Source organism: Kaistia hirudinis (assembly GCF_014196455.1).
GTDB lineage: Bacteria > Pseudomonadota > Alphaproteobacteria > Rhizobiales > Kaistiaceae > Kaistia > Kaistia hirudinis.
On the sequence record NZ_JACIDS010000002.1, the window covers coordinates 173,914 to 195,870 of the forward strand.

23 protein-coding genes and 1 pseudogene are annotated in these 21,957 nt (G+C 64.8%); 11 read left to right on the forward strand and 13 right to left on the reverse strand.

The window, feature by feature from the left end; translation table 11 throughout:
- Positions 1-102 precede the first annotated feature (102 nt).
- Positions 103-732, forward strand: a complete 630-nt coding sequence (upp, locus tag GGR25_RS05925; protein ID WP_183397849.1) for a uracil phosphoribosyltransferase — start codon at positions 103-105, stop codon at positions 730-732.
- Between the two features lie 33 nt (positions 733-765).
- Positions 766-1,548 (forward strand): molybdopterin-synthase adenylyltransferase MoeB, encoded by a 783-nt coding sequence (locus GGR25_RS05930; RefSeq protein ID WP_183397850.1) that lies wholly within the window; start codon positions 766-768, stop codon positions 1,546-1,548.
- On the opposite strand, the gene GGR25_RS05935 is transcribed toward GGR25_RS05930, so the two are convergent.
- Positions 1,494-1,712: a hypothetical protein gene (locus GGR25_RS05935; RefSeq protein ID WP_183397851.1), complete on the reverse strand. Its 219-nt coding sequence runs from the start codon at positions 1,710-1,712 to the stop codon at positions 1,494-1,496. The two genes, GGR25_RS05930 and GGR25_RS05935, sit on opposite strands and share 55 nt — an antisense overlap.
- Before the next feature lie 137 nt (positions 1,713-1,849).
- Here GGR25_RS05935 and GGR25_RS05940 point away from each other — a divergent pair, with 137 nt between their 5' ends.
- Positions 1,850-2,923 (forward strand): LacI family DNA-binding transcriptional regulator, encoded by a 1,074-nt coding sequence (locus GGR25_RS05940; RefSeq protein WP_183397852.1) that lies wholly within the window; start codon positions 1,850-1,852, stop codon positions 2,921-2,923.
- Between the two features lie 32 nt (positions 2,924-2,955).
- On the opposite strand, the gene GGR25_RS05945 is transcribed toward GGR25_RS05940, so the two are convergent.
- Positions 2,956-3,951 carry a 2-hydroxyacid dehydrogenase gene (locus tag GGR25_RS05945; RefSeq protein ID WP_183397853.1) on the reverse strand — a complete coding sequence of 332 codons (996 nt, stop codon included), beginning with the start codon at positions 3,949-3,951 and terminating at the stop codon, positions 2,956-2,958.
- A 246-nt stretch (positions 3,952-4,197) separates the two neighbouring features.
- On the opposite strand from GGR25_RS05945, the gene GGR25_RS05950 reads away from it, so the two are divergent.
- Positions 4,198-4,737, forward strand: a complete 540-nt coding sequence (locus GGR25_RS05950; protein ID WP_183398599.1) for an SH3 domain-containing protein — start codon at positions 4,198-4,200, stop codon at positions 4,735-4,737.
- Between the two features lie 156 nt (positions 4,738-4,893).
- Here the strand turns inward: GGR25_RS05950 and irrA are convergent, their stop codons facing one another.
- The 5 genes from irrA to GGR25_RS05975 all read right to left on the reverse strand — a co-directional run bounded on the left by irrA (position 4,894) and on the right by GGR25_RS05975 (position 10,333).
- The gene (irrA, locus tag GGR25_RS05955) at positions 4,894-5,337 is read right to left on the reverse strand and encodes an iron response transcriptional regulator IrrA (RefSeq protein ID WP_246409416.1); all 444 of its coding nucleotides are present in this window, start codon (positions 5,335-5,337) and stop codon (positions 4,894-4,896) included.
- 175 nt (positions 5,338-5,512) lie between these two features.
- A complete protein-coding gene (locus GGR25_RS05960) occupies positions 5,513-7,093 on the reverse strand; it encodes an alkaline phosphatase D family protein (RefSeq protein WP_183397855.1) in 1,581 nt (526 codons plus the stop codon).
- 93 nt (positions 7,094-7,186) lie between these two features.
- Positions 7,187-8,404: an argininosuccinate synthase gene (locus GGR25_RS05965; RefSeq protein ID WP_183397856.1), complete on the reverse strand. Its 1,218-nt coding sequence runs from the start codon at positions 8,402-8,404 to the stop codon at positions 7,187-7,189.
- Between the two features lie 64 nt (positions 8,405-8,468).
- Positions 8,469-9,305: a phosphatase PAP2 family protein gene (locus tag GGR25_RS05970; protein WP_183397857.1), complete on the reverse strand. Its 837-nt coding sequence runs from the start codon at positions 9,303-9,305 to the stop codon at positions 8,469-8,471.
- Between the two features lie 110 nt (positions 9,306-9,415).
- A complete protein-coding gene (locus GGR25_RS05975; RefSeq protein ID WP_183397858.1) occupies positions 9,416-10,333 on the reverse strand; it encodes a hypothetical protein in 918 nt (305 codons plus the stop codon).
- A gap of 355 nt (positions 10,334-10,688) precedes the next feature.
- On the opposite strand from GGR25_RS05975, the gene GGR25_RS05980 reads away from it, so the two are divergent.
- The 4 genes from GGR25_RS05980 (at position 10,689) to GGR25_RS05995 (ending at position 15,150) form a co-directional block, all read left to right on the forward strand.
- The gene (locus tag GGR25_RS05980; protein ID WP_183398600.1) at positions 10,689-11,384 is read left to right on the forward strand and encodes a L,D-transpeptidase; all 696 of its coding nucleotides are present in this window, start codon (positions 10,689-10,691) and stop codon (positions 11,382-11,384) included.
- A gap of 88 nt (positions 11,385-11,472) precedes the next feature.
- The gene (locus GGR25_RS05985) at positions 11,473-12,663 is read left to right on the forward strand and encodes a M14 family metallopeptidase (RefSeq protein ID WP_183397859.1); all 1,191 of its coding nucleotides are present in this window, start codon (positions 11,473-11,475) and stop codon (positions 12,661-12,663) included.
- Between the two features lie 516 nt (positions 12,664-13,179).
- Positions 13,180-13,665, forward strand: a complete 486-nt coding sequence (locus tag GGR25_RS05990; protein ID WP_183397860.1) for a hypothetical protein — start codon at positions 13,180-13,182, stop codon at positions 13,663-13,665.
- A gap of 18 nt (positions 13,666-13,683) precedes the next feature.
- A complete protein-coding gene (locus GGR25_RS05995) occupies positions 13,684-15,150 on the forward strand; it encodes an HD domain-containing protein (RefSeq protein ID WP_183397861.1) in 1,467 nt (488 codons plus the stop codon).
- Between the two features lie 28 nt (positions 15,151-15,178).
- Here GGR25_RS05995 and ispG (GGR25_RS06000) read toward each other — a convergent pair.
- The 4 genes and pseudogenes from ispG (GGR25_RS06000) to GGR25_RS06015 form a co-directional block, all read right to left on the reverse strand.
- A pseudogene (gene ispG / locus GGR25_RS06000) lies at positions 15,179-15,448 on the reverse strand (flavodoxin-dependent (E)-4-hydroxy-3-methylbut-2-enyl-diphosphate synthase); the annotation flags it as partial.
- Positions 15,449-15,467: 19 nt separating this feature from the next.
- The gene (locus tag GGR25_RS06005; RefSeq protein ID WP_183397862.1) at positions 15,468-15,839 is read right to left on the reverse strand and encodes a hypothetical protein; all 372 of its coding nucleotides are present in this window, start codon (positions 15,837-15,839) and stop codon (positions 15,468-15,470) included.
- 125 nt (positions 15,840-15,964) lie between these two features.
- A complete protein-coding gene (ispG, locus tag GGR25_RS06010; protein WP_183398601.1) occupies positions 15,965-17,209 on the reverse strand; it encodes a flavodoxin-dependent (E)-4-hydroxy-3-methylbut-2-enyl-diphosphate synthase in 1,245 nt (414 codons plus the stop codon).
- Positions 17,210-17,277: 68 nt separating this feature from the next.
- A complete protein-coding gene (locus GGR25_RS06015; RefSeq protein ID WP_183398602.1) occupies positions 17,278-17,793 on the reverse strand; it encodes a Fur family transcriptional regulator in 516 nt (171 codons plus the stop codon).
- Between the two features lie 167 nt (positions 17,794-17,960).
- Between GGR25_RS06015 and GGR25_RS06020 the strand changes: the two genes are divergently transcribed.
- The 3 genes from GGR25_RS06020 to GGR25_RS06030 are packed head-to-tail and all read left to right on the forward strand — an operon-like array spanning position 17,961 to position 20,578.
- Complete coding sequence (locus tag GGR25_RS06020) at positions 17,961-18,758, forward strand: 3-hydroxybutyrate dehydrogenase (RefSeq protein ID WP_183397863.1); 798 nt, start codon at positions 17,961-17,963, stop codon at positions 18,756-18,758.
- Positions 18,755-19,828 carry a patatin-like phospholipase family protein gene (locus GGR25_RS06025; protein ID WP_183397864.1) on the forward strand — a complete coding sequence of 358 codons (1,074 nt, stop codon included), beginning with the start codon at positions 18,755-18,757 and terminating at the stop codon, positions 19,826-19,828. The genes GGR25_RS06020 and GGR25_RS06025 overlap by 4 nt, the downstream gene beginning before the upstream one ends.
- 12 nt (positions 19,829-19,840) lie before the next feature.
- Positions 19,841-20,578 (forward strand): SDR family NAD(P)-dependent oxidoreductase, encoded by a 738-nt coding sequence (locus GGR25_RS06030; RefSeq protein ID WP_183397865.1) that lies wholly within the window; start codon positions 19,841-19,843, stop codon positions 20,576-20,578.
- Between the two features lie 67 nt (positions 20,579-20,645).
- Here the strand turns inward: GGR25_RS06030 and GGR25_RS06035 are convergent, their stop codons facing one another.
- Together GGR25_RS06035 and csgH are read right to left on the reverse strand one after the other, a co-directional pair.
- Positions 20,646-21,062 (reverse strand): curlin, encoded by a 417-nt coding sequence (locus GGR25_RS06035; RefSeq protein WP_183397866.1) that lies wholly within the window; start codon positions 21,060-21,062, stop codon positions 20,646-20,648.
- 377 nt (positions 21,063-21,439) lie between these two features.
- Complete coding sequence (gene csgH / locus GGR25_RS06040) at positions 21,440-21,859, reverse strand: curli-like amyloid fiber formation chaperone CsgH (protein ID WP_183397867.1); 420 nt, start codon at positions 21,857-21,859, stop codon at positions 21,440-21,442.
- Positions 21,860-21,957 lie beyond the last annotated feature (98 nt).

The following is a 21,957-nucleotide window of genomic DNA, read 5'->3' on the forward strand; positions in this document are numbered from 1 at the left end:
GCAAGCCGCCCCGATGGCGCGAAGATCGTGGGTCGTTCGCCGCAACCGATTTGCAGAGCGCCGGCAAGGCGCTAGGTTGGGCCAACAGAAAATGAGGCGACGATGAACAGCGTTACCGTGATCAACCATCCGCTGGTCCAGCACAAGCTGACGATCATGCGCGACAAGCACACCTCGACGGCGGGCTTCCGCCAGCTCCTGCGCGAGATCGCAACGCTGCTCTGCTACGAGGTGACCCGCGATCTCGAACTGACCACCACGACGATCGAGACGCCGCTCACCGAGATGAAGGCGCCGACGCTGGCCGGCAAGAAGCTGGTCTTCGCCTCGGTGCTGCGCGCGGGCAATGGCCTGCTGGAAGGCATGCTCGACCTCGTCCCCGCGGCGCGCGTCGCCCATATCGGCCTCTATCGCGATCCGAAGACGCTGACGGCCGTCGAATATTACTTCAAGGCCCCGGAAGACCTCGATGAGCGCCTTACCATCGTCGTCGATCCGATGCTCGCCACGGCGAATTCCGCCATTGCCGCCGTGGATCGCCTCAAGGAACGCGGCGCGAAGGATATCCGTTTCGTCTGCCTGCTCGCCGCGCCGGAGGGTGTCGACAAGTTTCATGGCTCACATCCCGACGTTCCGATCTTCACCGCGTCGGTCGATCGCAAGCTGAACGACAAGGGCTATATCGTGCCCGGCCTCGGCGATGCCGGCGACCGCATGTACGGGACGAAGTAGGGTCGTGATGGCCGGTCCGCGGGAGGAGGCGCGGTGACCTTCTCCCCCGACGAGATCGAGCGCTATGCGCGCCACATCGTGCTCGCCGAGGTCGGCGGGCCGGGGCAGCAGAAGCTGAAGGCGGCGCGGATTCTGGTCATCGGGGCCGGCGGTCTCGGGGCGCCGGTCATCCAGTATCTGGCGGCGGCCGGCGTCGGGACCATCGGCATCGTCGACGATGACGCAGTCTCGCTGTCGAACCTGCAGCGCCAGGTCATCCACGACACGGGCGACATTGGCCGGCTGAAGACGGAGAGCGCCGCCGACGCGGTGACGCGGCTCAATCCGCATGTCGCGACGGAGCTTTTCCCCGTGCGGCTGGATGCGGACAACGCCGATGCCATTCTTGCCCGCTTCGACATCGTCGCGGACGGCTCGGACAATTTCGCGACCCGCTATCGCGTCGCCGATCGCTGCGCGGCGATGGGGAAGCCGCTCGTCACCGCGGCGGTGGGCCGTTTTGACGGCTCCATCACCACGCTGATGCCCTTTGCGGACACAGACGGCGTGCCGAACCCGTCCTATCGCGACCTTTTTCCCGCGCCACCGCCGGACTGGCTGCTGCCGGGCTGCGCCGAGGCGGGAATCCTCGGCGCCCTGACGGGAATCGTCGGCAGCCTGCAGGCGAATGAGGTGCTGAAGCTCATTCTCGGCATCGGCGAGCCGCTGATCGGGCGATTGCTGCTCGTCGACGCCCTCTCGATGCGCTTCGAGACGATCCGCTACCGGCGGCGCGGCGCGCAGTCGGGCTCGGCTGCGCCGGCGCCGAGCACATAGTTCGCCGAGCCGAGCGCGGCGCCGACAAGGGCGGTGATCATGCCGTCGAAAGGGTTGCGGATCGGCGTGCCGCCGCGCCGTTCCATCTCGGCGAGGAGTTCGGCCGGGTCCTGCTCGAAGCGGCGGTGATAGAGATCGCGGAACAGATAGCTTGCGGGGATCATGATTTCCTCCTCTCGATCCCATCGGATTGGATCGATTCAATGAAGGCGCGCCATGCGTCTTGAACCGGTTCAAAATATCGCCGTTCGTGTTGCTGTCAAGCGGTATTTGAACCGATCCAACCAATCGGCTAGGATCGATGCCAAAGGAGGCCGTATTGACCCGCCCCATCAAGCTCTCGGACGTCGCGAAAGCGGCCGGCGTGTCGCAGGGCACGGCGTCCAATGTCTTCAACCGGCCACAGATCGTTCGCCCGGAAGTGCGCGAGCGGGTCGAGGCCGCGGCGCGCGCCCTCGGCTATGCCGGGCCGGATCCCAAGGGACGGCTGCTTCGCGCCGGCAAGGTCAACGCCATCGGCATCGTCACCTCCGACCCGCTGACCTATTTCTTCGACGATCCCTATGCCCGCGTCCTGATGAGCGGCATTGCTGCGGCCTGTGCGGAGCAGGGGGCCGGCCTGTCGCTCGTCTCCGCGGTGAATGAGGAGAAGCTCGCCTGGAACATCCAGAGCGCGATCGTCGACGGCTTCATCCTGCTGTGCATCGAAGACGGGTTTCGGCTCGTCGAGCTCACCCGTGAGCGCAAGCTGCCCTTTGTCGCGCTGCAGTATGAAAATCGCGATCCGTCGATCTCGGCCATCGGTGTCGATGATTTCGATGGGGCCCGTCGCATTGCCGAGCATCTGGGCGCGCTCGGTCACCGCCGCGTCGCGATCATCTCGCTGCAGCTTGCCGAGATACAGGTCGGGCCCGTCGCACTGGCCGATGTCGAGAAGGCCGTCTATTCGGGCACCCGCGATCGCATTCTCGGCTATCTGCGCGGCATGGAGTCGTTCGGCGTCGACCCGCACACCGTGCCCATCGTCGAGACGCGCAACGATTCGGAGACGGTGTCGGCAGCGCTGGACCATGTCTTTTCCCTGTCCGAGCCGCCAACCGCCATCCTCGCCATGTCCGACCGCGCCGCGCTCATCGCGCTCGATTGGCTGCGCGCGAAAGGCCTCAAGGTCCCTGAGGATGTCTCGGTCGTGGGCTTCGACGGCGTGCCGGAGGCCGAGCGCTCCGATCCGCCCCTCACCACAATCGCGCAGCCGATTGAGCGGATGGGCCGGGAGGCGGTCGCCATGATTCTCGAGCATGACGATGCGCCGCGGCAGGTCATGCTCGATACCGAACTCGTCATCCGCGGCTCGACCGCACCGCCGCGCGGCTGAGCCAGGCGCGCCGGGCCTTCTGACCCGAGGCCTTACAGCATGGATGGCAGGACGCGATCCGGCGGCCGGTGGCCGTCGAAGAAGGCGCGGATATTGATCAGCACCTTCTCGCCCATTTCGAGCCGCCCTTCGATGGTCGCCGAGCCCATATGCGGCAGCAGCACGACGCGTCCGTTTTCGGCGAGGCGCAGCAGCTTGGGGCTGATCATCGGCTCGTGCTCGAACACGTCCAGCCCGGCCCCGGCGATGGCGCCGGAATCGAGTAGGCGGATCAGCGCGCTCTCGTCGATCACTTCGCCGCGCGAGGTGTTCACGAGATAGGCCTCGGGACGCATCAGCTTGAGGCGGCGTTCGGAGAGCAGATGATAGGTGCCGGGCGTGCGCGGGCAATTGACCGAGATGATGTCCATGCGCGCCAGCATCTGGTCGAGGCTGTCCCAATAGGTCGCCTCGAGCTCGTTTTCGATCGCCGCGCTCACGCGATGGCGGTTGTGATAGTGGATCGAAAGGCCGAACGCCTTGGCCCGCCGGGCGACGGCCTGTCCGATGCGGCCCATGCCGACGATGCCGAGCCGCTTGCCACCGAGCCGCCGTCCCAGCATCCAGGTCGGCGTCCAGCCGGCCCAGTCCGCATCGCGCGACAGAACGCGCGCGCCCTCGACGAGGCGGCGCGGGACGGCGAGGATCAGCGCCATCGTCATGTCGGCGGTGTCCTGTGTCAGCACGCCAGGGGTATTGGTGACGGCGATGCCGCGCGCGCTCGCGCTCTCGACGTCGATATGATCGAATCCGTTGGAAAAGCTCGCGATCAGCTTCAGCTGTGGACCGGCGGCGGCGATCAGGCTGGCGTCGATCCGGTCTGTGACGGTCGGGACGAGCACATCCGCCTTGCCGACCGCGTCGACCAGTTCGGCGCTGCTCATCGGATGATCGTCGATGTTGAGATCCGTCTCGAACAGCTCGCGCATGCGGGTTTCGATTGCGTCCGGGAGCCGCCGGGTCACGATCACACGCGGACGCTTCTTCATCGTGCTCAATCTCTCCGTTGAGGCCACGTTAACCACGGGCCGTCAGATTGGACGCCGAGGTGCAGCGCCTATCCCGCCAGATCAGCCTCGCCGAGCGAGGCTGCCGCGACCATGTCGGGGCGAGATTACCGGTGCGGCGCCTGATCGGGAAGATGGTGGCCGCATTCGGCGCGTTCCGCAGGGGTACCGGATACGATGAGGGTGGCAGGAAAGGACTTCGGACGTTCGCAGGCCCGCGGTCGGCGGATGGGCCGGCAGGCGACGATTCTCGCGGCGGCTGCCGCGTTGCTTCTGGTCCTGCTCCCCGCGCCGATGGTCTCGGCTCAGGGTGCTGCCGGCGCGGCGCCGAAGCTCGGACCGAGCGGCCTGCCGCTGCCGCGCTTCGTCTCGCTGAAGGCCGGCCGCGTCAATGTGCGCGTGGGGCCGGGACAGGATTACCGCGTCTCCTGGGTGTTCACGCGATCCGGCCTGCCGGTCGAGATCGTGCAGGAATTCGATAATTGGCGGCGCATTCGTGATTCAGACGGCACCGAGGGTTGGGTCTTCCACAGCCTGCTGATCGGCAAGCGCACCGCCGTCGTGGCGCCCTGGGAAACGGGCGCGCCCTTGGCGATCCATTCCGAGCCTGCCGATACCGCGGCGATCACCGCCTATCTCCAGCCCAAGGTGGTCGCCAATGTCACCACCTGCGAGAAGGGCTGGTGCCGGCTCACCGATCCGCGTTTCAAGGGCTGGATCCAGCAGGATCGCCTCTGGGGCGTCTATCCGGACGAAACGATCGATTGAGTCTTGTCCGCTCGCGCGGCGTCCGGTGGCGAAGCGTTATGGCGCACCGGGCGGAACCCAGCGTTTGAAGGCCCCGCACAAACAGCAACGCCAGCGGCAAGGATCCGCTGGCGCAATCTTCACAAGGACGAAATCGAAACGGCCCGTCGGCCGCGGTCAGCTGCCGATGCGGCGCAGGCGCACGATGATGTCGACGCGTGCGATCTCCATGCCGGGCATGGGCTCGGGCAGTTCATGGACTCGCAGGCCCGAAACCGGGATATCGACGATCCGGTTCTCGCCTTCGACGAAGAAGTGGTGGTGGTCGTCGACGTTGGTGTCGAAATAGGTCTTCGACCCGTCGACCGCGACCTCGCGCAGCAGCCCGGCTTCCGTGAACTGGTGCAGCGTGTTGTAGACGGTCGCGAGGGAGACGGGGACGCGATGATCCATCGCCTCGTCATGCAGCTCTTCGGCCGAGATGTGGCGGTTGCCCTGGGCAAAGAGAATTTCGGCGAGCGCCAGGCGCTGGCGGGTGGGACGCAAGCCGGCGCCGCGCAGCATCGTCTTCACTTCCGACGGCCGCTTGTCGGCGCGATTTGCCTTCCTGACCAGATCCATCCGCATGCGAAAGCCGCCCGTCGTTGTATATGCAAGTTGCAACAGTCGCGGTCCGTCGTCCCGGAACGCGACCTGTCCCGGTAACTTAACTTTCTTGCGAAGGTTTAGCAACAAGCGATGCGACGAGGGCTCGGGCCGCCGGACGAATCCGGCGGCCCGGTGTTGGATGCGGCGATCAGGCGCGCTTCGGCTCGAGGTCGACAGACCAGAGCGCGGTGTCGGTCGTGTCCATCAGCGTCACGGTCATGACGCCGGTATCGGCGGCGATCGCGACATGGCCGAAGAACTGCAGCCCGGCCGACGGCGGCAGGTTGACCTGGCCGGCCTCCGGCGCCTTCACGAACTTCACTTCCGGTCCGAAGGTCATGTCGAGATCGTTCGGGCCGAAGGTGCCGGCATGGATCGGGCCGGAGACGAACTCCCAGAAGGGCTCGAAATCCTGGAACGCGGCCTTGTCGGGGCTGTAGTAATGCGCGGCCGTGTAGTGCACGTCCGCGGTCAGCCAGACCGTGTTCTTGACGCCGGCCGCCTTGATGAAGCGCAGCAGTTCGGCGAATTCGAGCTCGCGGCCGAGCGGCTTGCCGCCCTCATTGTTCGAGACGGCCTCGAAGCCCTTCTTGTCCTTGCCGTTGTCCCAGACGACGAGCGACAGCGGCATGTCGGCCGCGATCACCTTCCACGTCGCCTTGGAATCGAGCAGCGAGCGCTTCAGCCAGGCGAGCTGCTCGGCGCCGAGGAAGGCCGCCGTGCCGCCTTCGACCGGCTCCAGATTGTCGCCGTTCGGTCCGCGATAGGTGCGCATGTCGATCATGAACACGTCGAGATGCGGGCCATAGGCGATCTTGCGATAGACGCGCTGCGGCTCGACGAGCGTCGTGGCGATCGGCATCCATTCGTGGAAGGCCTTGGCCGCCCGCGCCGTCAGGACGTGGATGTTCTTCTCGGTATAGGCGTCGCCGAGGACCTTCGAATCCGACCAGTTATTGGTGACCTCGTGGTCGTCCCACTGGGTGAGGACCGGAACGGCCGCATACATGGCGCGGACATTCTCGTCCATGAAGTTGTACTTGTACTGGCCGCGGAACTCGTCGAGCGTCTCGGCGACCTTCGACTTCTCCGGCGTGGTGATGTTCTTCCACTTCGTGCCGTCGGGCAGGTCGACTTCGGCCTTGATGACGCCGTCGGCATAGACGTTGTCGCCGGAGTGGATAAAGAAGTCCGGATCATGCTTCAGCATGGTCGCGTAGCCCTTCATGCCGCCGGCATCGGGATTGATGCCCCAGCCCTGGCCGACCGTGTCGCCCGACCACACGAAGGAGACGTCGCGCAGGCCCGTCGGCGCGGTGCGCAGATGTCCGGTGACCGGTTCGGCCACGACGTTCGGATCGGCGAGATCGCTGAACAGCACGCGGTAGAAGATCTCCTGATCGGAGGGCAGGCCCTCGGCCAGGATCTTCACGGCATAGTCGTTCTCGGGCAGCGCCGTCAGCGCCGGCAGCCGCGTCGGATTGGCGAAGCTCTCCGTCGTCGACCACTCGAACACGGCGCGGGCCGGGCGGTCGGTACGCGACCACAGCACGGCGCGATCCGCGGCGACGTCGCCGGACTGGACGCCATGCGTCGCGACCGGACGGTCGGCAGCGCGGCTGATGCCGGGCAGCGCCAGCGAGCCGGTGGCGGCGAGAAGGCCGGTCGCGGCGGTGGAGCGCAGGAAAGCGCGGCGGGAAAGTCGATTTTCGGTAAGACGAAAAGCCATGGGGGAGCCATCCCTTCAGTTAGGAATGGATCCAATCTATCCACGGCCCATGACGCGCCCTTGCCGGGCGCGTGACACTTGCGTGAAAGGCGCTCAGTCGCCGAGCTTCTTGCGGGCCGCGAGCGTCCGCAAGCGGAGCGCGTTCAGGCGGATGAAGCCGGCCGCGTCTTTCTGGTCATAGGCGCCGCGATCGTCCTCGAAGGTGACGAGCGCGTCGGAATAGAGCGACTTCGGCGAGGAACGACCGACGACGATGACATTGCCCTTGTAGAGCTTCAGCCGGACCGTGCCTTCGACATGCTCCTGGCTCTTGTCGATCAGCGCCTGCAGCATCTCGCGCTCCGGCGCGAACCAGAAGCCGTAATAGATCAGCTCCGCATAGCGGGGCATGATCGAATCCTTGAGATGCGCCGCCTCGCGGTCGAGCGTCAGGCTCTCGATGGCGCGGTGCGCCGCCAGCAGGATCGTGCCGCCGGGCGTCTCATAGACGCCGCGCGACTTCATGCCGACGAAGCGGTTCTCGACCAGGTCGAGGCGGCCGATGCCATTGTCGCGGCCGAGATCGTTCAGCTTGGTCAGGATCGTCGCGGGCGACAGGTGGACGCCGTTGATCGAGACGGCGTCACCCTTTTCGAAGCCGATCTCGACATAGGTCGCGACATCCGGCGCCTCTTCCGGCGACACGGTGCGCATGAAGACGTAGGGCGGCGGCTCCTGCGAGGGATCCTCCAGCACCTTGCCCTCGGAGGAGGAGTGCAGCAGGTTGGCGTCGACCGAGAACGGCGCCTCGCCGCGCTTGTCCTTGGCCACCGGGATCTGGTTCTTCTCGGCGAACTCGATCAGATCAGTGCGCGACTTGAAGTCCCATTCGCGCCAGGGCGCGATCACCTTGATGTTGGGATCGAGCGCATAGGCGGAAAGCTCGAAGCGGACCTGGTCGTTGCCTTTGCCGGTGGCGCCATGGGCAATGGCGTCGGCGCCGGTTTCATGCGCGATCTCGACCAGACGCTTGGCGATCAGCGGCCGCGCGATCGAGGTGCCGAGCAGATAGAGCCCCTCGTAAAGCGCATTGGCGCGGAACATCGGGAAGACGAAGTCGCGCACGAATTCCTCGCGCACATCCTCGATATAGATCTGCTTGACGCCGAGCATCTCGGCCTTCTTGCGGGCCGGCTCGAGCTCCTCGCCCTGGCCGAGATCCGCGGTGAAGGTAACCACCTCCGCCTGATACTGAAGCTGCAGCCATTTCAGGATGATGGAGGTATCGAGCCCGCCGGAATAGGCAAGGACGACCTTCTTGACGTCGGACATTTCGGCTTCTTTTCGCGAATGGAACGGTGGCCGGCTTATAATATGCCGCCAACCGCGCGGCAACTCAGCGAAAGCGCGCGCGAAGCCGCCGGCCGGTGCGTGCGAGGCTCGCCTCGACCGCGGCGTCGAAGCGGGCGCCGAACGGGCTCGTGACGATCAGCCGGTAGAGCACGATCATCACCAGCAGCGTGAAGCCGAACGCAATCAGCACATCCGAAGCGAAGTGGCCGCCAAAGGCGATGCGGTTCAGCGACAGCGCGGCGACCAGCGCGCCGATCGGCACGGCGAGGATCGGCCGCAGGGGCTTAGGCGCGAGAAACACCAGTCCCATCAGCCACATGGCGCTCGACGCCTCTCCGGAGATGAACGAGCAGTTGGACGTGCAATAGTCCGAGAAGCGCCAGGCCGGCACGAAGGGGGAGGGGCCGCCGAACACATCCACCGCGACGGGACGCGGCCGGCCGGAGAAGCTCTTGAACAGGCCGTTGACGACGAGGCCGGGCCCGAACGCCAGGCTCGCGATCATGAAGAGGCCCGAGCGCGGGCGGATTCCGATCGGGCGGCTCGGCCAGACGATCTTGCCGAGCACGGCCGCGATGATCACGACCAGGACCAGGATGATGAGCTGGTCGCCGAGCATCCTGAGGCGAATGAGGCTCTCGACATGCGCCGCCCGGAAGCCGCCATTGGCGAAAAACGGGCGCGACAGCGCGAGGTCGAGCGACGGGACGGCGACGAAGAGGAGCGAGACGGCGAGGAGATAGACGAGGACCAGCACGATCGGATCGCGCGGCTCCAGCGTCCCGCGCCCGAGCGTGACGGCGTTCCAGGCATCGCGCACGAGGCTCGCGAGCCGGTCGGTGGTGGTCGGATTGTCGAGGGGATCGCGCCGGGACGCCATGACGAACTCCTTGCCCCGCCGACCGAGTTACGGTCTTGCCGGCGCGGACGCAAGAGCCTCGCCGGGCGGGGTTAAGGAGAGCCCAACCCGGCGCGAGGACGCGAAACCGCTCAGAGGGCGCGGTTGATCGAGATCGTCACCGTCTGCGTCGTCACGCCGCCGGAGAAATTGCCGCTGAGGATGCCCTTGTCGTCGAAGCCGGCTGCCGAGGTCGAGAACGGGCTCGCGAATTCGCCATGGCTCTTCTGCGTGAAGTTGACGGCGTAGCTGGTGTCGAGGAACCAGTCCTTGGTGATGAAATAGGTCCCGCCGGCCGTGAGCGTCCCGCCCCAGTTCCAGCTCGAGCTCGAATAATTCGCCGCCTGGCCGGTGATGTCGTAATGCGTGCCGTTGATGTCGGCGAAGCCATAGACGTCGTTCAGATTGGTCTCGGTCTGCGCGATCGAGGGGCCGGCGCCGAAATAGACGAAGCCGCGGCTATAGGCGCGGCCGACGAAGGGCGTCAGCGCGATCTGCTGGTTGATCTTGGTCTCGAAGGATCGCACCAGCACATTGCCGGTGAACGAGGCCGGGCTCGGGCCGGTGAAGGAGCCCGCCTGCGGCACGGCGACGTGATCGGTCGTGGACGAGGCGCCGAGATAGCTGTAGGCGAGCTTGCCGCCGACCACCCAGCCCGTGCCGGGAAGCTCCTGGAAGTAGCCGAACTGCGCCGTCGGCGTCAGCGTCCAGTCCGAGCCAGCGTTCGGCGTGGTCGAGCCGCCGGCCGAGCCATAGGCATAGGGCACGCCGCCCTGCGAGATGAGCGAGACGCCCTTCGCATAGAGATATTGGTCGGTGAAATCGGAATAACCGACGCCGAGGCCGACGCCGCCGAAGAAGGCGTGATCGGGCATCAGCGATGCCGGCGCCGCGATCGGGCCGGTGGGGGCGATAACCGCCGAAAGATCCGCCGCGCGCGCATCGGCGCCGGCGAGGAGGCAGGCGGCCACGGTTCCGGCCAGCGTCGGGGCGAATATCCGCTTCATCATGGAGCCTCCCATTCCCGGCGACGGCACATCGCCTGTGTCTCCACCCGGCGCGATCGAATCGCCGCGCCCGTCCTCGCTTCGCCGACTATGAACGCGCCCCGCCGCCGCACAACGGGCCATGGCCGGGTGGGCCCAAGAGCGCGCGCCTCTGTGTCAATTGCGCCGACCTCCGGCGCTCGCGGCGAGACCGATAGGCACCACGCCGCGCGCCGTTCCGCCGTCGACCCGGCCCCCGCGACGAAGCATGCGCTTGCCAGCGGGGGCGTCCCGAGGCTATCTGCGGGGGAAATGTGCTCGGCGCCGGAGCTCGGAGCATGTCGTCGTCGGCCGGCTGCCTCAAGGGATGCCCATGAACATGATCATGAACGGTCGGAACGCCGATGCCGGCACGATGGACCCGATGGCGCGCGGGACCGGCGGCCTCAGCCGCCGCGCGTTCTTCATCGGCGCGGGCGCCAGCCTCGGCGCGCTCAGCCTCGCGGGCTGCATGGGCGGCATGAGCCTCACCGAGGCGCGCAAGGTCTATGGCCCGGTCGCGGATCCGAAGTTCAATATCCCCGCGGTCAATCTCGACAAGCTCAACCCGAAATATTACCGCCGCACGGTCGACTATCCGTCGAAGGAAGCGGTCGGCACGATCATCATCGATCCGAAGAACTATTACGTCTACCGGATCGAGGGCAACAACAAGGCGACGCGCTACGGCGCCAATGTCGGCCGCGACGGCTTCCGCTGGGATGGCAATGTCTATGTCGGCCGCAAGGGCGAATGGGCAACCTGGACGCCGCCCAAGGAGATGATCGCGCGCCAGCCCGAGGCGGCGAAATACGCCAAGGGCATGCCCGGCGGCCTCGACAATCCGCTCGGCGCGCGCACGCTCTATCTCTACCAGGACGGCGTCTACACGCTCTACACCATCTACGCGACCAGCCACCCGGACTCGATCGGCAAGGGCGTGACGAGCGGCTGCACGGGCCTCCTCACCCAGGACATGATCGACCTCTATGACAAGACGGCGGTCGGCACGAAGGTGATCATGCTGCCGTCCTGAGGACGGCTCGCCGCTGGTCTCGGCGCCGCCGCTCTTGCCCGCAAGCAGGGTCGCCCTGCACGGGTCTTTGCGCGAAGGGAGCCACGGCATGTCGAACAACCCTCATGAGCGCCTCGATCGGCGAGGCTTTCTGATCGCATCGGCGGCGACGCTCGGTGCCTCGGCCGGGCTCGCAGCCTCCGCGGGCTCCGCCCGTGCCGAGGCCGCGGCTGCCGCGCCCGCCGCAGCCGGCGCGACCGTCTATACGGGCGATATCATCGCGGGCCGGAAGGTCGTCAGCACGCTCGATGTCGGCGATCTGGAGGGCGGGCGGAAGCACCTTCTCTATTTCCAGGGCGTCGAGATGCCGACCGGACAGCACTGGTATGTGTCCGTCGTGGTCGCGAAGGGCGCGAAACCGGGCAAGCGCGTCGTGCTGACGAGCGGCGTGCATGGCGACGAGATGAGTTCGGTGCATACGGTCCATTCCGTGATGAACCAGCTCGATCCGGCCGCCATGTCGGGCACGGTGATGGCCGTGACCGATATCGCCCGTCCGGCGATGGAGGGCATGCAGCGCCGATGGCCGAATGCGGGCCGCGGCGCCGATCTCATCGATTTGAACCGCGAATGGCCGGGCGACGAAAACGGCCTCACCGCGCCGAGCCGCCATGCCGGGCTCCTGTTCAACCGCCTGCTGCGGCCGAACGCCGATGCGGCGATCGACTTCCACACCGGCACGACGGGTTTCGAGGTCGCGGCCTTCAACATCGGCGGCATGGATGTGCCGGCGGTGAAGGCGATGATCGAGCTCTATCCCGTCGACCAGATCTTCGACAATCACGTCTATCCGGGCGTGCTGCACAACGCCTTCATGGATGCCGGCATCCCCGCCTTCACGCCGGAGATCGGCGCCGCGCGCGTGCTCGATCTCGACATGGCCGCGCTGTTCGTCGAGGGGACGATGAACGTCCTCAAGCATTACGGCATCGTCGCCGGGCCGATGGGGCGCACGGGCAAGGACGTCGACGTCTTCACCGGCAACAGCGCCTTTCCGATCCTGGCGAGGGAGGGCGGGCTGGTCGAGCCGCTGGTCCGGCTGGGTGACCGCGTCCAGCCCGGACAGAAGATCGCCATCCAGCGCAACAGCTTCGGCGAGATCGTCGCCGAATATGAAACCGCCGTCGCCGGCGTGGTGACGGGCCAGCGCAGCGACGCCATGGCCGAACCCGGCAACCCGCTGGCCTTCATCCTGTTCCACCGCGACGCCCAGGACGGCGCGGAGAGCTATCCGGAGTGAGCGGGCGAGGCGCCGGCGCTTTTCCCCTCTCCCTGAGGGAGAGGCCTGACGGCCTTGGCGTCGCCGGGAGCGCAGCGAGCGAGAGGCCTTAGGGCGGCAGGGTGAGGGTTTACGGCCTCGACGAGGAGGGACCGAACGGCGCCGGCTGGCCGCTCCCCTCGACCCGCCGCTGGAGGGCAAATCGAAAACGCCTCGGCGTTTTCGGGGAGGGGGCTGAGTCACCCTCTTCTCCCTCCCCCCTTGTGGGGGAGGGCCGGGGAGGGGGGGGTACCCCGCCGTGACCTCTCCGATCCGTCCTCACGCCAAGCCCCGCACCCCCCCTCTCCAGCTCTCCCCCACAAGGGGGGAGAGGGCAGGCCGTCGCGCTGCATCAACGCCAAGCACGCTTCGGCTGGCGCCGAAGCTACCCAGGCCCAAGGGCTGGGTGCTTGCGTCCCAAGTGCTGCTCGGGCCCTTGATCCAAACAGAGAAATAGAACATATATAGAACCGAGATGCAATCTGTAGGAGCGGATTCGTGGACGCCAACACTATCGCACTCAAGCTCGTGCTCGACGCCGTTGCCGAGCCGACGGAGATTGGCACGGTGATGGATCGATTGCGCCTCCAAAAGGCGATATACTTGATTCAGGCCTCTGGTGTGAATTTGGGCTATTCCTATAGTTGGTATGTTCGAGGGCCGTATTCAACAAATCTCACAAAAGACTATTATCGATTGAGTGATGAACTGAGATCTTCTGCGTCCGAAGTGGAGCAGTACAATCTTAGTCCAGGACTAAATACAGGACTCGCGAAGGCAAAGGATATTTTGAATAAGCCTTCTGGCGTTGGCTTAGGTGTGCCAAATTGGTATGAATTACTTGCGTCTATTCACTATCTAATGACATATAGTCGTTTAGACTTTGGCAAAATGAAAGAATTGTTGTCGGCAGAGAAGCCGCATCTGAGAGATTTTATCGACGTGGGCTACAATAGGCTTCGGCAGTGCGGGTATCTTAGCTAATCGTTGACGAGGTATGGCGTGCTTGACGAATTCTTTCGTAGAAGAATTTCCGATCCCATACACGGGAATATCGGGCTAAGCGACCTTGAGTCAGAGATTGTATCTTCTCGTGCGTTCCAGAGACTGCATAATGTTCGTCAGCTTGGGCTGGCGCATCTTGTGTTTCCGGGGGCGGCCTATTCTCGATTTGCTCATTCGGTCGGAGCATGTTATAATGCATCCAGTATTTTGGAGTCGTTGCAAAGAAATAGTGATATCCAGATAGAAAAAAGCAGGATAATTGCGCTGAGATTGGCTGCGCTAGTCCATGATATCGGGCATTATCCATTTTCACATGCTACAGAGCATTTGGTTGTTGATTACTATAAACGAAAAGATCTTCTTTTACAGGTGCGCCCGGCTGAAGCGTTTGTTGAGCGCGGCGCCGGGGATTTGCCATCCCCCATTGGCGATCTCACCCCCCTGGGGGTAAGTGACCCTCCTGCGTTTGGTCATGAGGATGTCGGCCGGCTGATTGTTTCAAGCGATTCGGAATTGGCAGAAATTTTCTTGCGTCATGGCTTAGATGCCGCTTTGGTATCCGAGCTATTAGGTAAAGCGATGCCGGAGCCGCTTCTTCCAATAATAAGCTCCGATCTTGATTGCGATAGATTGGATTATCTCAACAGAACAGCCCACTTTAGTGGTACACCATACGGATCTGTTGATATTAGATTTCTTGTAGATCAATCAACGATTGACTGTGAGGGAAAGTTTTGTTTTGAGAATAAGGCGGTTCGGGCAGCTGATCATCTTTTGGTCTCGCGATATTACGATCATTTGCAGGTTCCGTTTCACAAAACTGTTGCTGCATTAGAATGGAGTCTGACGGAGTCTATCACAGCTCTGATGGACCGGGGCATTGTAGATTTTTCGTCGAGAGCAATAAGGGCTTCAATCGCTAACGGAATATGGAGGACGTTCGATGACTTCAGTATAATAGAGCGATTTAAAGAGCTGGCGATAAGTCTAGGTTCCAGCGATCCAATTCTTAGTGCTCATTTGGAAGCAGTGCTAAACCGGAAGGCAGCAAAACTTTTGGCGGCTTGGGAGGATTTTGCTCCCTTGCTGAATGATGATGCCTACACACTAACGATCGATGCAGCTGAACGTGCTACCAAAGACGCAGCGACCAAATTCGGCCTCGACTCGAGACGGTTCCGAGTATGGCGGAACACGAAGAGAATATCTTCTGTGACATCTGGCGACAAGTTGGAGGATCTCGACGATGGGCAACTAGTTGAAGCGATCTTTATAAAGAATTCATTGACTAATCGAGCTGAATTACTAGTCTCTCATAGAGAATCGTTGCTCTATCATTTATCAGATAAACGTTATACAGGGGTACGAATATACTATTTACCGGATGCAAATGACTCCCCGGATCTTCGAGATAAGCTGAGAAAGGAGGTAATTGGCGCGGTAAAAGCGCGGGCAACCTCCTAATGTCCAAAAGCAAAACGAAACCTAAGCTGCTCGCATCCTTGCCTCTCCCCCACCGCCTCTCCAGGTACTCCCCAACCAACCGCTGAAACTCCTCCTCGATCGCCGGGCCCTTCAGCGTCACGGCCTTCTTGCCGTCGATGAAGACCGGCGCGGAGGGCGTTTCGCCTGTTCCCGGCAATGAGATCCCGATGTCGGCGTGCTTGGATTCGCCGGGGCCGTTGACGATGCAGCCCATGACCGCGACCTTCAGCGCCTCGGCGCCGGGATGGCGCTCGCGCCAGACCGAACTCGGTCGGCGGGATTGGCCTCTCGTTCCATCAAAATACGTCCAGCATAGTCACACCGTCGCCTATGATCTCGATGGTGGTTGCCTCGTAAGGGTTCTCGTCGGTGTAAAAGTCGACATAGTCCCCAGACGCCAGCCACATCCTGAGCACGAACGGGGTAGGCAGCTCGAATCGCTCCGGTACTTGTCCGATGATCATCCATACCGGGATCGCGGTCGGGCCTTCTTCCCACTCATATGTACGACCTTCTAGGAAGAAGGCGACCTTTAGCATGGCATTGATGGATCGGATGCGGCCAAACGATATGGAGAAGTTGTAAATTCCGAGGCCAATCGACTCGATGGGATCGCCATTACAAAGCTTATCCAGGTACTCAAGAACTGAAGAGTCGAATTTCCTCAAGTCGTCTCCCCGAATATTTGTCGCCGGCATTGGACAGTTGCGCTATGGTCCGGTTCCCGCTGTCCCGCGTGAGCGCGGCGTGCCAGATGGCTCGGCTCGCGATCGACCTTAGCGCGGCGGTCGTCTCACCCCCACCGCTTCTCCACATACTCCCCAACCAGCCGCTGAAACTCCTCGGCGATCCCCGGTCCCTTCAGCGTCACGGCCTTCTTGCCGTCGATGAAGACCGGCGCGGAGGGCGTTTCGCCTGTGCCCGGCAATGAGATCCCGATGTCGGCGTGCTTGGATTCGCCGGGGCCGTTGACGATGCAGCCCATGACCGCGACCTTCAGCGCCTCGACGCCGGGATAGCGCTCGCGCCATTGCGGCATGGCCTTGCGGATGTCCTCCTGGATCTTGGAGGCGAGTTCCTGGAAGACGGTCGAGGTGGTGCGCCCGCAGCCGGGGCAGGCGGCGACGATCGGCAGGAAGGCGCGGAAGCCCATGGTCTGCAGCAGTTCCTGCGCCACCTGCACCTCGCGCGTGCGGTCGCCATTCGGCTCGGGCGTCAGCGAGACGCGGATCGTGTCGCCGATGCCCTCCTGCAGCAGGATGCCCATGGCGGCGGAGGAGGCGACGATGCCCTTCGAGCCCATGCCCGCCTCGGTGAGGCCAAGATGCAGCGCATGGTTGGACCGGCGCGAGAGGTCGCGATAGACGGCGATCAGGTCCTGCACGCCCGAAACCTTGGCCGAGAGGATGATCTTCTCGCGGGCGAGGCCGATTTTCTCGGCGAGAGCGGCGGAGAGGATTGCCGACTGGCAGATCGCCTCGCGCATCACGGCATTGGCCGAGATCGGGTTGGCGCTGGCGGCGTTGGCGTCCATCAGGCGGGTCAGGAGGTCCTGGTCGAGCGAACCCCAGTTGACGCCGATGCGCACGGGCTTGTCGTAGCGGATCGCGAGCTCGATCAGCGTCGCGAACTGGCGGTCGCGCTTCTCGCCGAAGCCGACATTGCCGGGATTGATGCGGTATTTGTCGAGCGCCTCGGCGCAGGCCGGATGCTCGGTGAGCAGCTTGTGGCCGATATAGTGGAAATCGCCGATCAGTGGCACGTCGATGCGGCGCGCGAGCAGCTTCTCCTTGATATGCGGCACGGCGGCGGCGGCCTCGTCGCGGTCGACCGTGATGCGCACGAGCTCCGAGCCGGCGCGGGCGAGCGCGGCCACCTGCGCGACCGTCGCGTCGATATCGGCCGTGTCGGTATTGGTCATCGACTGCACGACGACCGGCGCCGCGCCGCCGACCGTGACCTTGCCGACGCGGACGGCAACGGCGGGACGGCGGAGCAGGGGGCCGGCGGGGAATTCGGCGGCGAGCGGAAGGGTCATCTCGTTCATGGGGCGCTCGGTTCGTTCAAGGGGCGCTCTTGGGCATAGGTTCGCTCGGCCGGCGCATGTCACGCCGTCCGGCAGCGGGCGCAAAGGCCCCGGATCTCGATCACGGGCGAGCGCGGCGTGAAGGCGGCGGCGCGCGTCACCGCGTCGAGCGCGCCGGCGAGCTCGGCCGAGGCGGCCTCGGCGGCCGCGCCGCAGGCGTCGCAGAGCAGGAAGACGGTGACGGCGCCGGGATGGCCATGCACCGCCGTGCTGTGCGAGCAGGCGATATAGGCGTTGCGGCTCTCGATGCGGTGGGCGAAGCCGTGCTCGACGAGAAAATCGAGCGCGCGATAGACGCTGATTGGCGCGGGCCGCGGCCCGGTCAAGGCGAGGCGGTCGATCACGTCATAGGCGCTGGCGGGAACATGGCTTTCGGCGAGCGCGGCGAGCACCTTGCGGCGCTGGTCGGTGAAGCGCAGGCCCTGCGCGCTCGACACCGCCTCGGCGCGCGCCATCGCGCCCTCGGCGCAATGCTCGTGGTCGTGCTCGGTGTGCTCCAGCGCGGCGGCGCCGCTCTCGTGCTCGATCGGTTCCATCACCTTCCGCTCCGGGACAGGGGGCCCTGCGGCATGCCGCCCTTCTAGCACGCCTCGGCGCCCGATTGGACCCTTCAGCATGCGTATGCGGTTTCCGCGCCTCTCGCACTGCAATATATAGGGAGCGGGGAGAGGCATCCCACCTCTCGAACGATCGGAGACGGATCATGGCTGACGGCAAGCATCTTACCGGCAAGACGGCGCTCGTCACGGGCTCGACATCGGGGATCGGGCTCGGGATCGCGAAGGCGCTCGCCGGGGCGGGTGCGAATATCGTCCTGAACGGCTTCGGCGACGCGGGCGAGATCGAGGCGATCCGCGCGGCGCTGGCGTCCGAGAACGGCGTCGAGGCGCGCTACTTTGGCGCCGACATGACCAAGCCGGACGAGATCGCGGCCATGGTCGGCGGTGTCGAGAAGGAGTTCGGCGCGATCGACGTGCTCGTCAACAATGCCGGCGTGCAGCACGTCGCGCCGATCGACGAGTTTCCGATCGACAAGTGGAACCTGATCATCGCGCTCAACCTCTCGGCCGCCTTCCACGCCATCCGCGTGGCGCTGCCGGCGATGCGGAAGAAGGGCTGGGGCCGCATCATCTCCACGGCCTCCGCGCATGCGCTGGTCGCCTCGCCCTATAAGGTCGCCTATGTCGCGGCCAAGCACGGCATCGCCGGCATCACCAAGACGGTGGCGCTCGAAGTCGCGCAGCAGGGCATCACCGTGAACGCGATCTGCCCCGGCTATGTCTGGACGCCGCTGGTCGAGAAGCAGATCCCCGATACGGCCAAGGCGCGCGGCATTTCCGAGGAGGAAGTGAAGAAGAACGTGCTCCTCGCCGCGCAGCCGACCAAGGAATTCGTCACGGTGGAGGAAGTCGCGGGCCTCGCCCTGTTCCTGACCACCGATGCGGCGAAGAACATCACCGGCGCGCTGCAATCGATCGACGGCGGCTGGACCGCGGAATGAAGGTCCCGCGCCTCTTCCCGGGCCAGGCGAAGGCGGGTCCGGACGCCGGCAAGGGCAAAGGGGGGCGGCGGACGATCAATCTGGCGCTCCAGGGCGGCGGCGCGCACGGCGCCTTCACCTGGGGCGTCATCGACGCGCTGCTCGAGGACGGGCGGCTCGCCTTTGACGGCATTTCGGGCACCAGCGCCGGCGCGATGAACGCGGTGGTGCTGGCCGATGGCCTCGTGCGCGGCGGCAACGAGGCGGCGCGCGAAAGGCTGGCGGAATTCTGGACCGGCGTCTCGCGCGCCAGCACGATCGGCGGGGCGCGCGACCTGCTGCAAAGCTGGATGTCGTTCTGGAACGTCCCGGCCTTCCGCCCCACGCAATGGCTCGACATGATGTCGAACCTGACGTCTCCGTATGGTTTCAACCCGCACAACATCAATCCGCTGCGCGATCTCGTCGAGAGCCTCGTCGATTTCGAGCGCGTGCGCGCGGCGGCCTCGCCCAAGCTCTTCATCTCGGCGACCAATGTACGCAACGGCAAGATCAAGGTCTTCACCGATGGCGAGGTCACGGCCGATGCGGTGATGGCCTCGGCCTGCCTGCCCTATCTGTTCCAGACCGTGGTGGTCGATGGCGAGCCCTATTGGGATGGCGGCTTCATGGGCAATCCCGCGCTCTTCCCCTTCTTCACCGAGACGAAGGCGGAAGATATCCTTCTGGTCCAGATCAACCCGATCGAGCGCAACGACGTGCCGACCGGCACCAAGGAGATCCTGGAGCGGATGAGCGAGATCACGTTCAACGCCTCGCTCCTACGCGAATTCCGCGCCATCGATTTCGTCAATCGCATGCTCGACGAGGGCCGGCTCGATCCGAAGCGCTACCGGAGGAACCGCGTCCACCGCATCGATGGCGGCAAGGCGCTGGAGCGCTTTTCCGCGTCGACCAAGTTCGACACCTCTCCCGCCTTCTTCGAGCAGCTCCGCGATGCCGGGCGCGAGGCGGGGCACGAATGGCTGGATGCGCATTTCGCCGATGTCGGCGTCACCGGCACGGTCGATCTCCGCGCCCAGTTCGCCTGAAAGGATCGCTTCATGAGCAAGCTTCGCGGGCGGCGCGCCGCCGTCACCGGCGCGGCCAGCGGCATTGGCCGCGGCATCGCCGAGACCTTCGCGGCGGCGGGCGCGCGCGTCGCGATCCTCGATCGCGACATCGCGGCGGCGAGGGCGGTCGCTGCCGGCATCGGCGACGCTGCGCTGGCGTTTGCCTGCGACGTCGCCGACGAAGCGTCCGTCGCCAGCGCCTTCGCCGCGATCGAGGCGGAGTTCGGTGGCGTCGATATCCTCGTCAACAATGCCGGCGTGCTGCGCGACACGCCCTTTGCCGAAATGACGGTCTCAGAATGGGACCGCGTCATGGGCATCAATCTGCGCGGTACGTTCCTGTGCACGCAGCAGGTCGTGCCAGGCATGAAGGCGCGCGGCTGGGGCCGGATCATCAATCTCGGCTCGCAGCTCGCGCACAAGGGCGCGGCCGAGCTGTCGCACTATGTCGCCTCCAAGGCCGGCGTGATCGGCTTCACCAAGGCGCTTGCACATGAGCTCGCCCGTGACGGCATCACGGTGAACGCCATCTGCCCCGGCATCATCGAGACGCCGATGAGCGCCGGCGTGCCGCCCGAGGTGAAGGCCATGGTTGCGGCAAAGCTGCCGATCGGCCGTTTCGGCCGCGTCGATGAAGTCACCGGCGCGGCGCTGCTGCTCGCCTCGGACGAAGGCTCCTATTTCATCGGCGCGACGCTCAACATGAATGGCGGCGACGTGATGATCTGAGAGCGTTTTTTAGCGAAGTGGCCCCGGTTCGCGTGAAGACAACGCGACCCAGCAAAGAGCCTGGTGGCTACCAGCCCAACTGCACGGTCGCGCCCGTTCCGCTGTCGCCCTGCTGGACGACATCGGCATTCGTGTTCCGGCCGAACTGGAAGATGCCGTAGGAATTGGCGTTGCCAACCTGCTGCAGCGTCGCGGCATGGCCATCGCCCTGCTGTCGGACCACGCCGACATTGCCGGCACCATATTGCGCGAGGCCTGCCTGGTTGCCGCGGCCGAACTGGCGCACCAGCGCGCCGCTGCGGATGCCGTTATAGAGCGCATAGCCGCGCAGCCCGAAATCCATGATCTGCGCGTCCTGAGCGTTGCGCGGCGCGAGCGCGAAGCTGACCGAGCCGCCGGCGAGCGCGGGGGTCGCCAGCGGGGCCGCGCCGATCAGGGCGGCGAGGCCAGCGATGGTCAGCGTCTTGAGCAATGTGCGGGTCATGGCGGCGTCTCCTGATGGGCCTTGCCTTGCGATGTCGCCACTTTCGCATTCGTCGGCTGAACCGTGCCGGAAGGCGCCATTCAGAGATCGTTCAGCCGCCGGATAACGAAAAGGCCCCGGTCATACCGGGGCCTTGGAAAGCGATGCTTTGCGGTCATCTGGCGCCGATGGCCGTTCGTTCTCTTCTCAGCGTCTGGCATCGATTCACGGTCTGCCCGAACAAAGCTCCGTCATCCCGGACTTGATCCGGGATCCATTCAGCTGTGCTGCTGTTCATCCAGGCGCCCGATGAACCGGCGGTATGGATCCCGGATCAAGTCCGGGATGACGGCGGCGTTGGTGGCGCCGTCTGTGCTCCAATCAAGACATCGATCTCGCTAAATCGCGCCGGTCACCTTCTTGGCGCAGCTGACGCTGGAGCCGCCTGCCGTCAGCTTGAGCGTGACGTTGTAGATGCCGCCTGCGCTGACGCTTACCTGTCCGAGCGGTGTCTCGCTGCCGGCCGCGGCCGTGAAGTCTCCGCCCTGGCGGATGTTCGACGAGCCGCCCGAGCCGCCGCCGGAGAGGCTGAGGCTGTAGGCGCCGCTGACGGTGCGGTCGGAGCGGACGACCGGCTGGATGAGGATCGTGTCGCCCTCGAGGCTTTGCCGGATCTCGCAGCGCATCGGGCCGCTGGTCGTGACGGTGCCGGTGCTGTCGCTCGTGCGCCCGGCAGCGGCGACATTCGCGCCGGCGGCGATCGTACCGGCCAGCACCAGAACGGCGACGGCGGCGAAGCGCATGTCCTGACGGGTCATGGACTTAACTCCTTTGCTGCGGGGAGGGGCCCCGGCGCGTTGCGCGCCGGCCGGCCCTCTCCTCCGTTTCGATGCGGGGCGGACGCGAAAGCGGGACT

Coding starts and splice junctions, on each gene's coding strand:
- GGR25_RS06025 (WP_183397864.1), top strand. CDS start 18,755: ATGAAGGTCCCGCGCCTCTTCCCGGGCCAGGCGAAGGCGGGTCCGGAC.
- GGR25_RS05985 (WP_183397859.1), top strand. CDS start 11,473: ATGTCGAACAACCCTCATGAGCGCCTCGATCGGCGAGGCTTTCTGATC.
- GGR25_RS06020 (WP_183397863.1), top strand. CDS start 17,961: ATGGCTGACGGCAAGCATCTTACCGGCAAGACGGCGCTCGTCACGGGC.
- irrA (WP_246409416.1), bottom strand. CDS start 5,337: ATGGATCTGGTCAGGAAGGCAAATCGCGCCGACAAGCGGCCGTCGGAA.
- GGR25_RS06030 (WP_183397865.1), top strand. CDS start 19,841: ATGAGCAAGCTTCGCGGGCGGCGCGCCGCCGTCACCGGCGCGGCCAGC.
- GGR25_RS06015 (WP_183398602.1), bottom strand. CDS start 17,793: ATGGAACCGATCGAGCACGAGAGCGGCGCCGCCGCGCTGGAGCACACC.
- GGR25_RS05945 (WP_183397853.1), bottom strand. CDS start 3,951: ATGAAGAAGCGTCCGCGTGTGATCGTGACCCGGCGGCTCCCGGACGCA.
- GGR25_RS05950 (WP_183398599.1), top strand. CDS start 4,198: ATGGGCCGGCAGGCGACGATTCTCGCGGCGGCTGCCGCGTTGCTTCTG.
- csgH (WP_183397867.1), bottom strand. CDS start 21,859: ATGACCCGTCAGGACATGCGCTTCGCCGCCGTCGCCGTTCTGGTGCTG.
- GGR25_RS05935 (WP_183397851.1), bottom strand. CDS start 1,712: ATGATCCCCGCAAGCTATCTGTTCCGCGATCTCTATCACCGCCGCTTC.
- GGR25_RS05965 (WP_183397856.1), bottom strand. CDS start 8,404: ATGTCCGACGTCAAGAAGGTCGTCCTTGCCTATTCCGGCGGGCTCGAT.
- GGR25_RS05980 (WP_183398600.1), top strand. CDS start 10,689: ATGATCATGAACGGTCGGAACGCCGATGCCGGCACGATGGACCCGATG.
- ispG (WP_183398601.1), bottom strand. CDS start 17,209: ATGACCCTTCCGCTCGCCGCCGAATTCCCCGCCGGCCCCCTGCTCCGC.
- GGR25_RS06035 (WP_183397866.1), bottom strand. CDS start 21,062: ATGACCCGCACATTGCTCAAGACGCTGACCATCGCTGGCCTCGCCGCC.
- upp (WP_183397849.1), top strand. CDS start 103: ATGAACAGCGTTACCGTGATCAACCATCCGCTGGTCCAGCACAAGCTG.
- GGR25_RS05970 (WP_183397857.1), bottom strand. CDS start 9,305: ATGGCGTCCCGGCGCGATCCCCTCGACAATCCGACCACCACCGACCGG.
- GGR25_RS05940 (WP_183397852.1), top strand. CDS start 1,850: ATGCCAAAGGAGGCCGTATTGACCCGCCCCATCAAGCTCTCGGACGTC.
- GGR25_RS05960 (WP_183397855.1), bottom strand. CDS start 7,093: ATGGCTTTTCGTCTTACCGAAAATCGACTTTCCCGCCGCGCTTTCCTG.
- GGR25_RS05975 (WP_183397858.1), bottom strand. CDS start 10,333: ATGATGAAGCGGATATTCGCCCCGACGCTGGCCGGAACCGTGGCCGCC.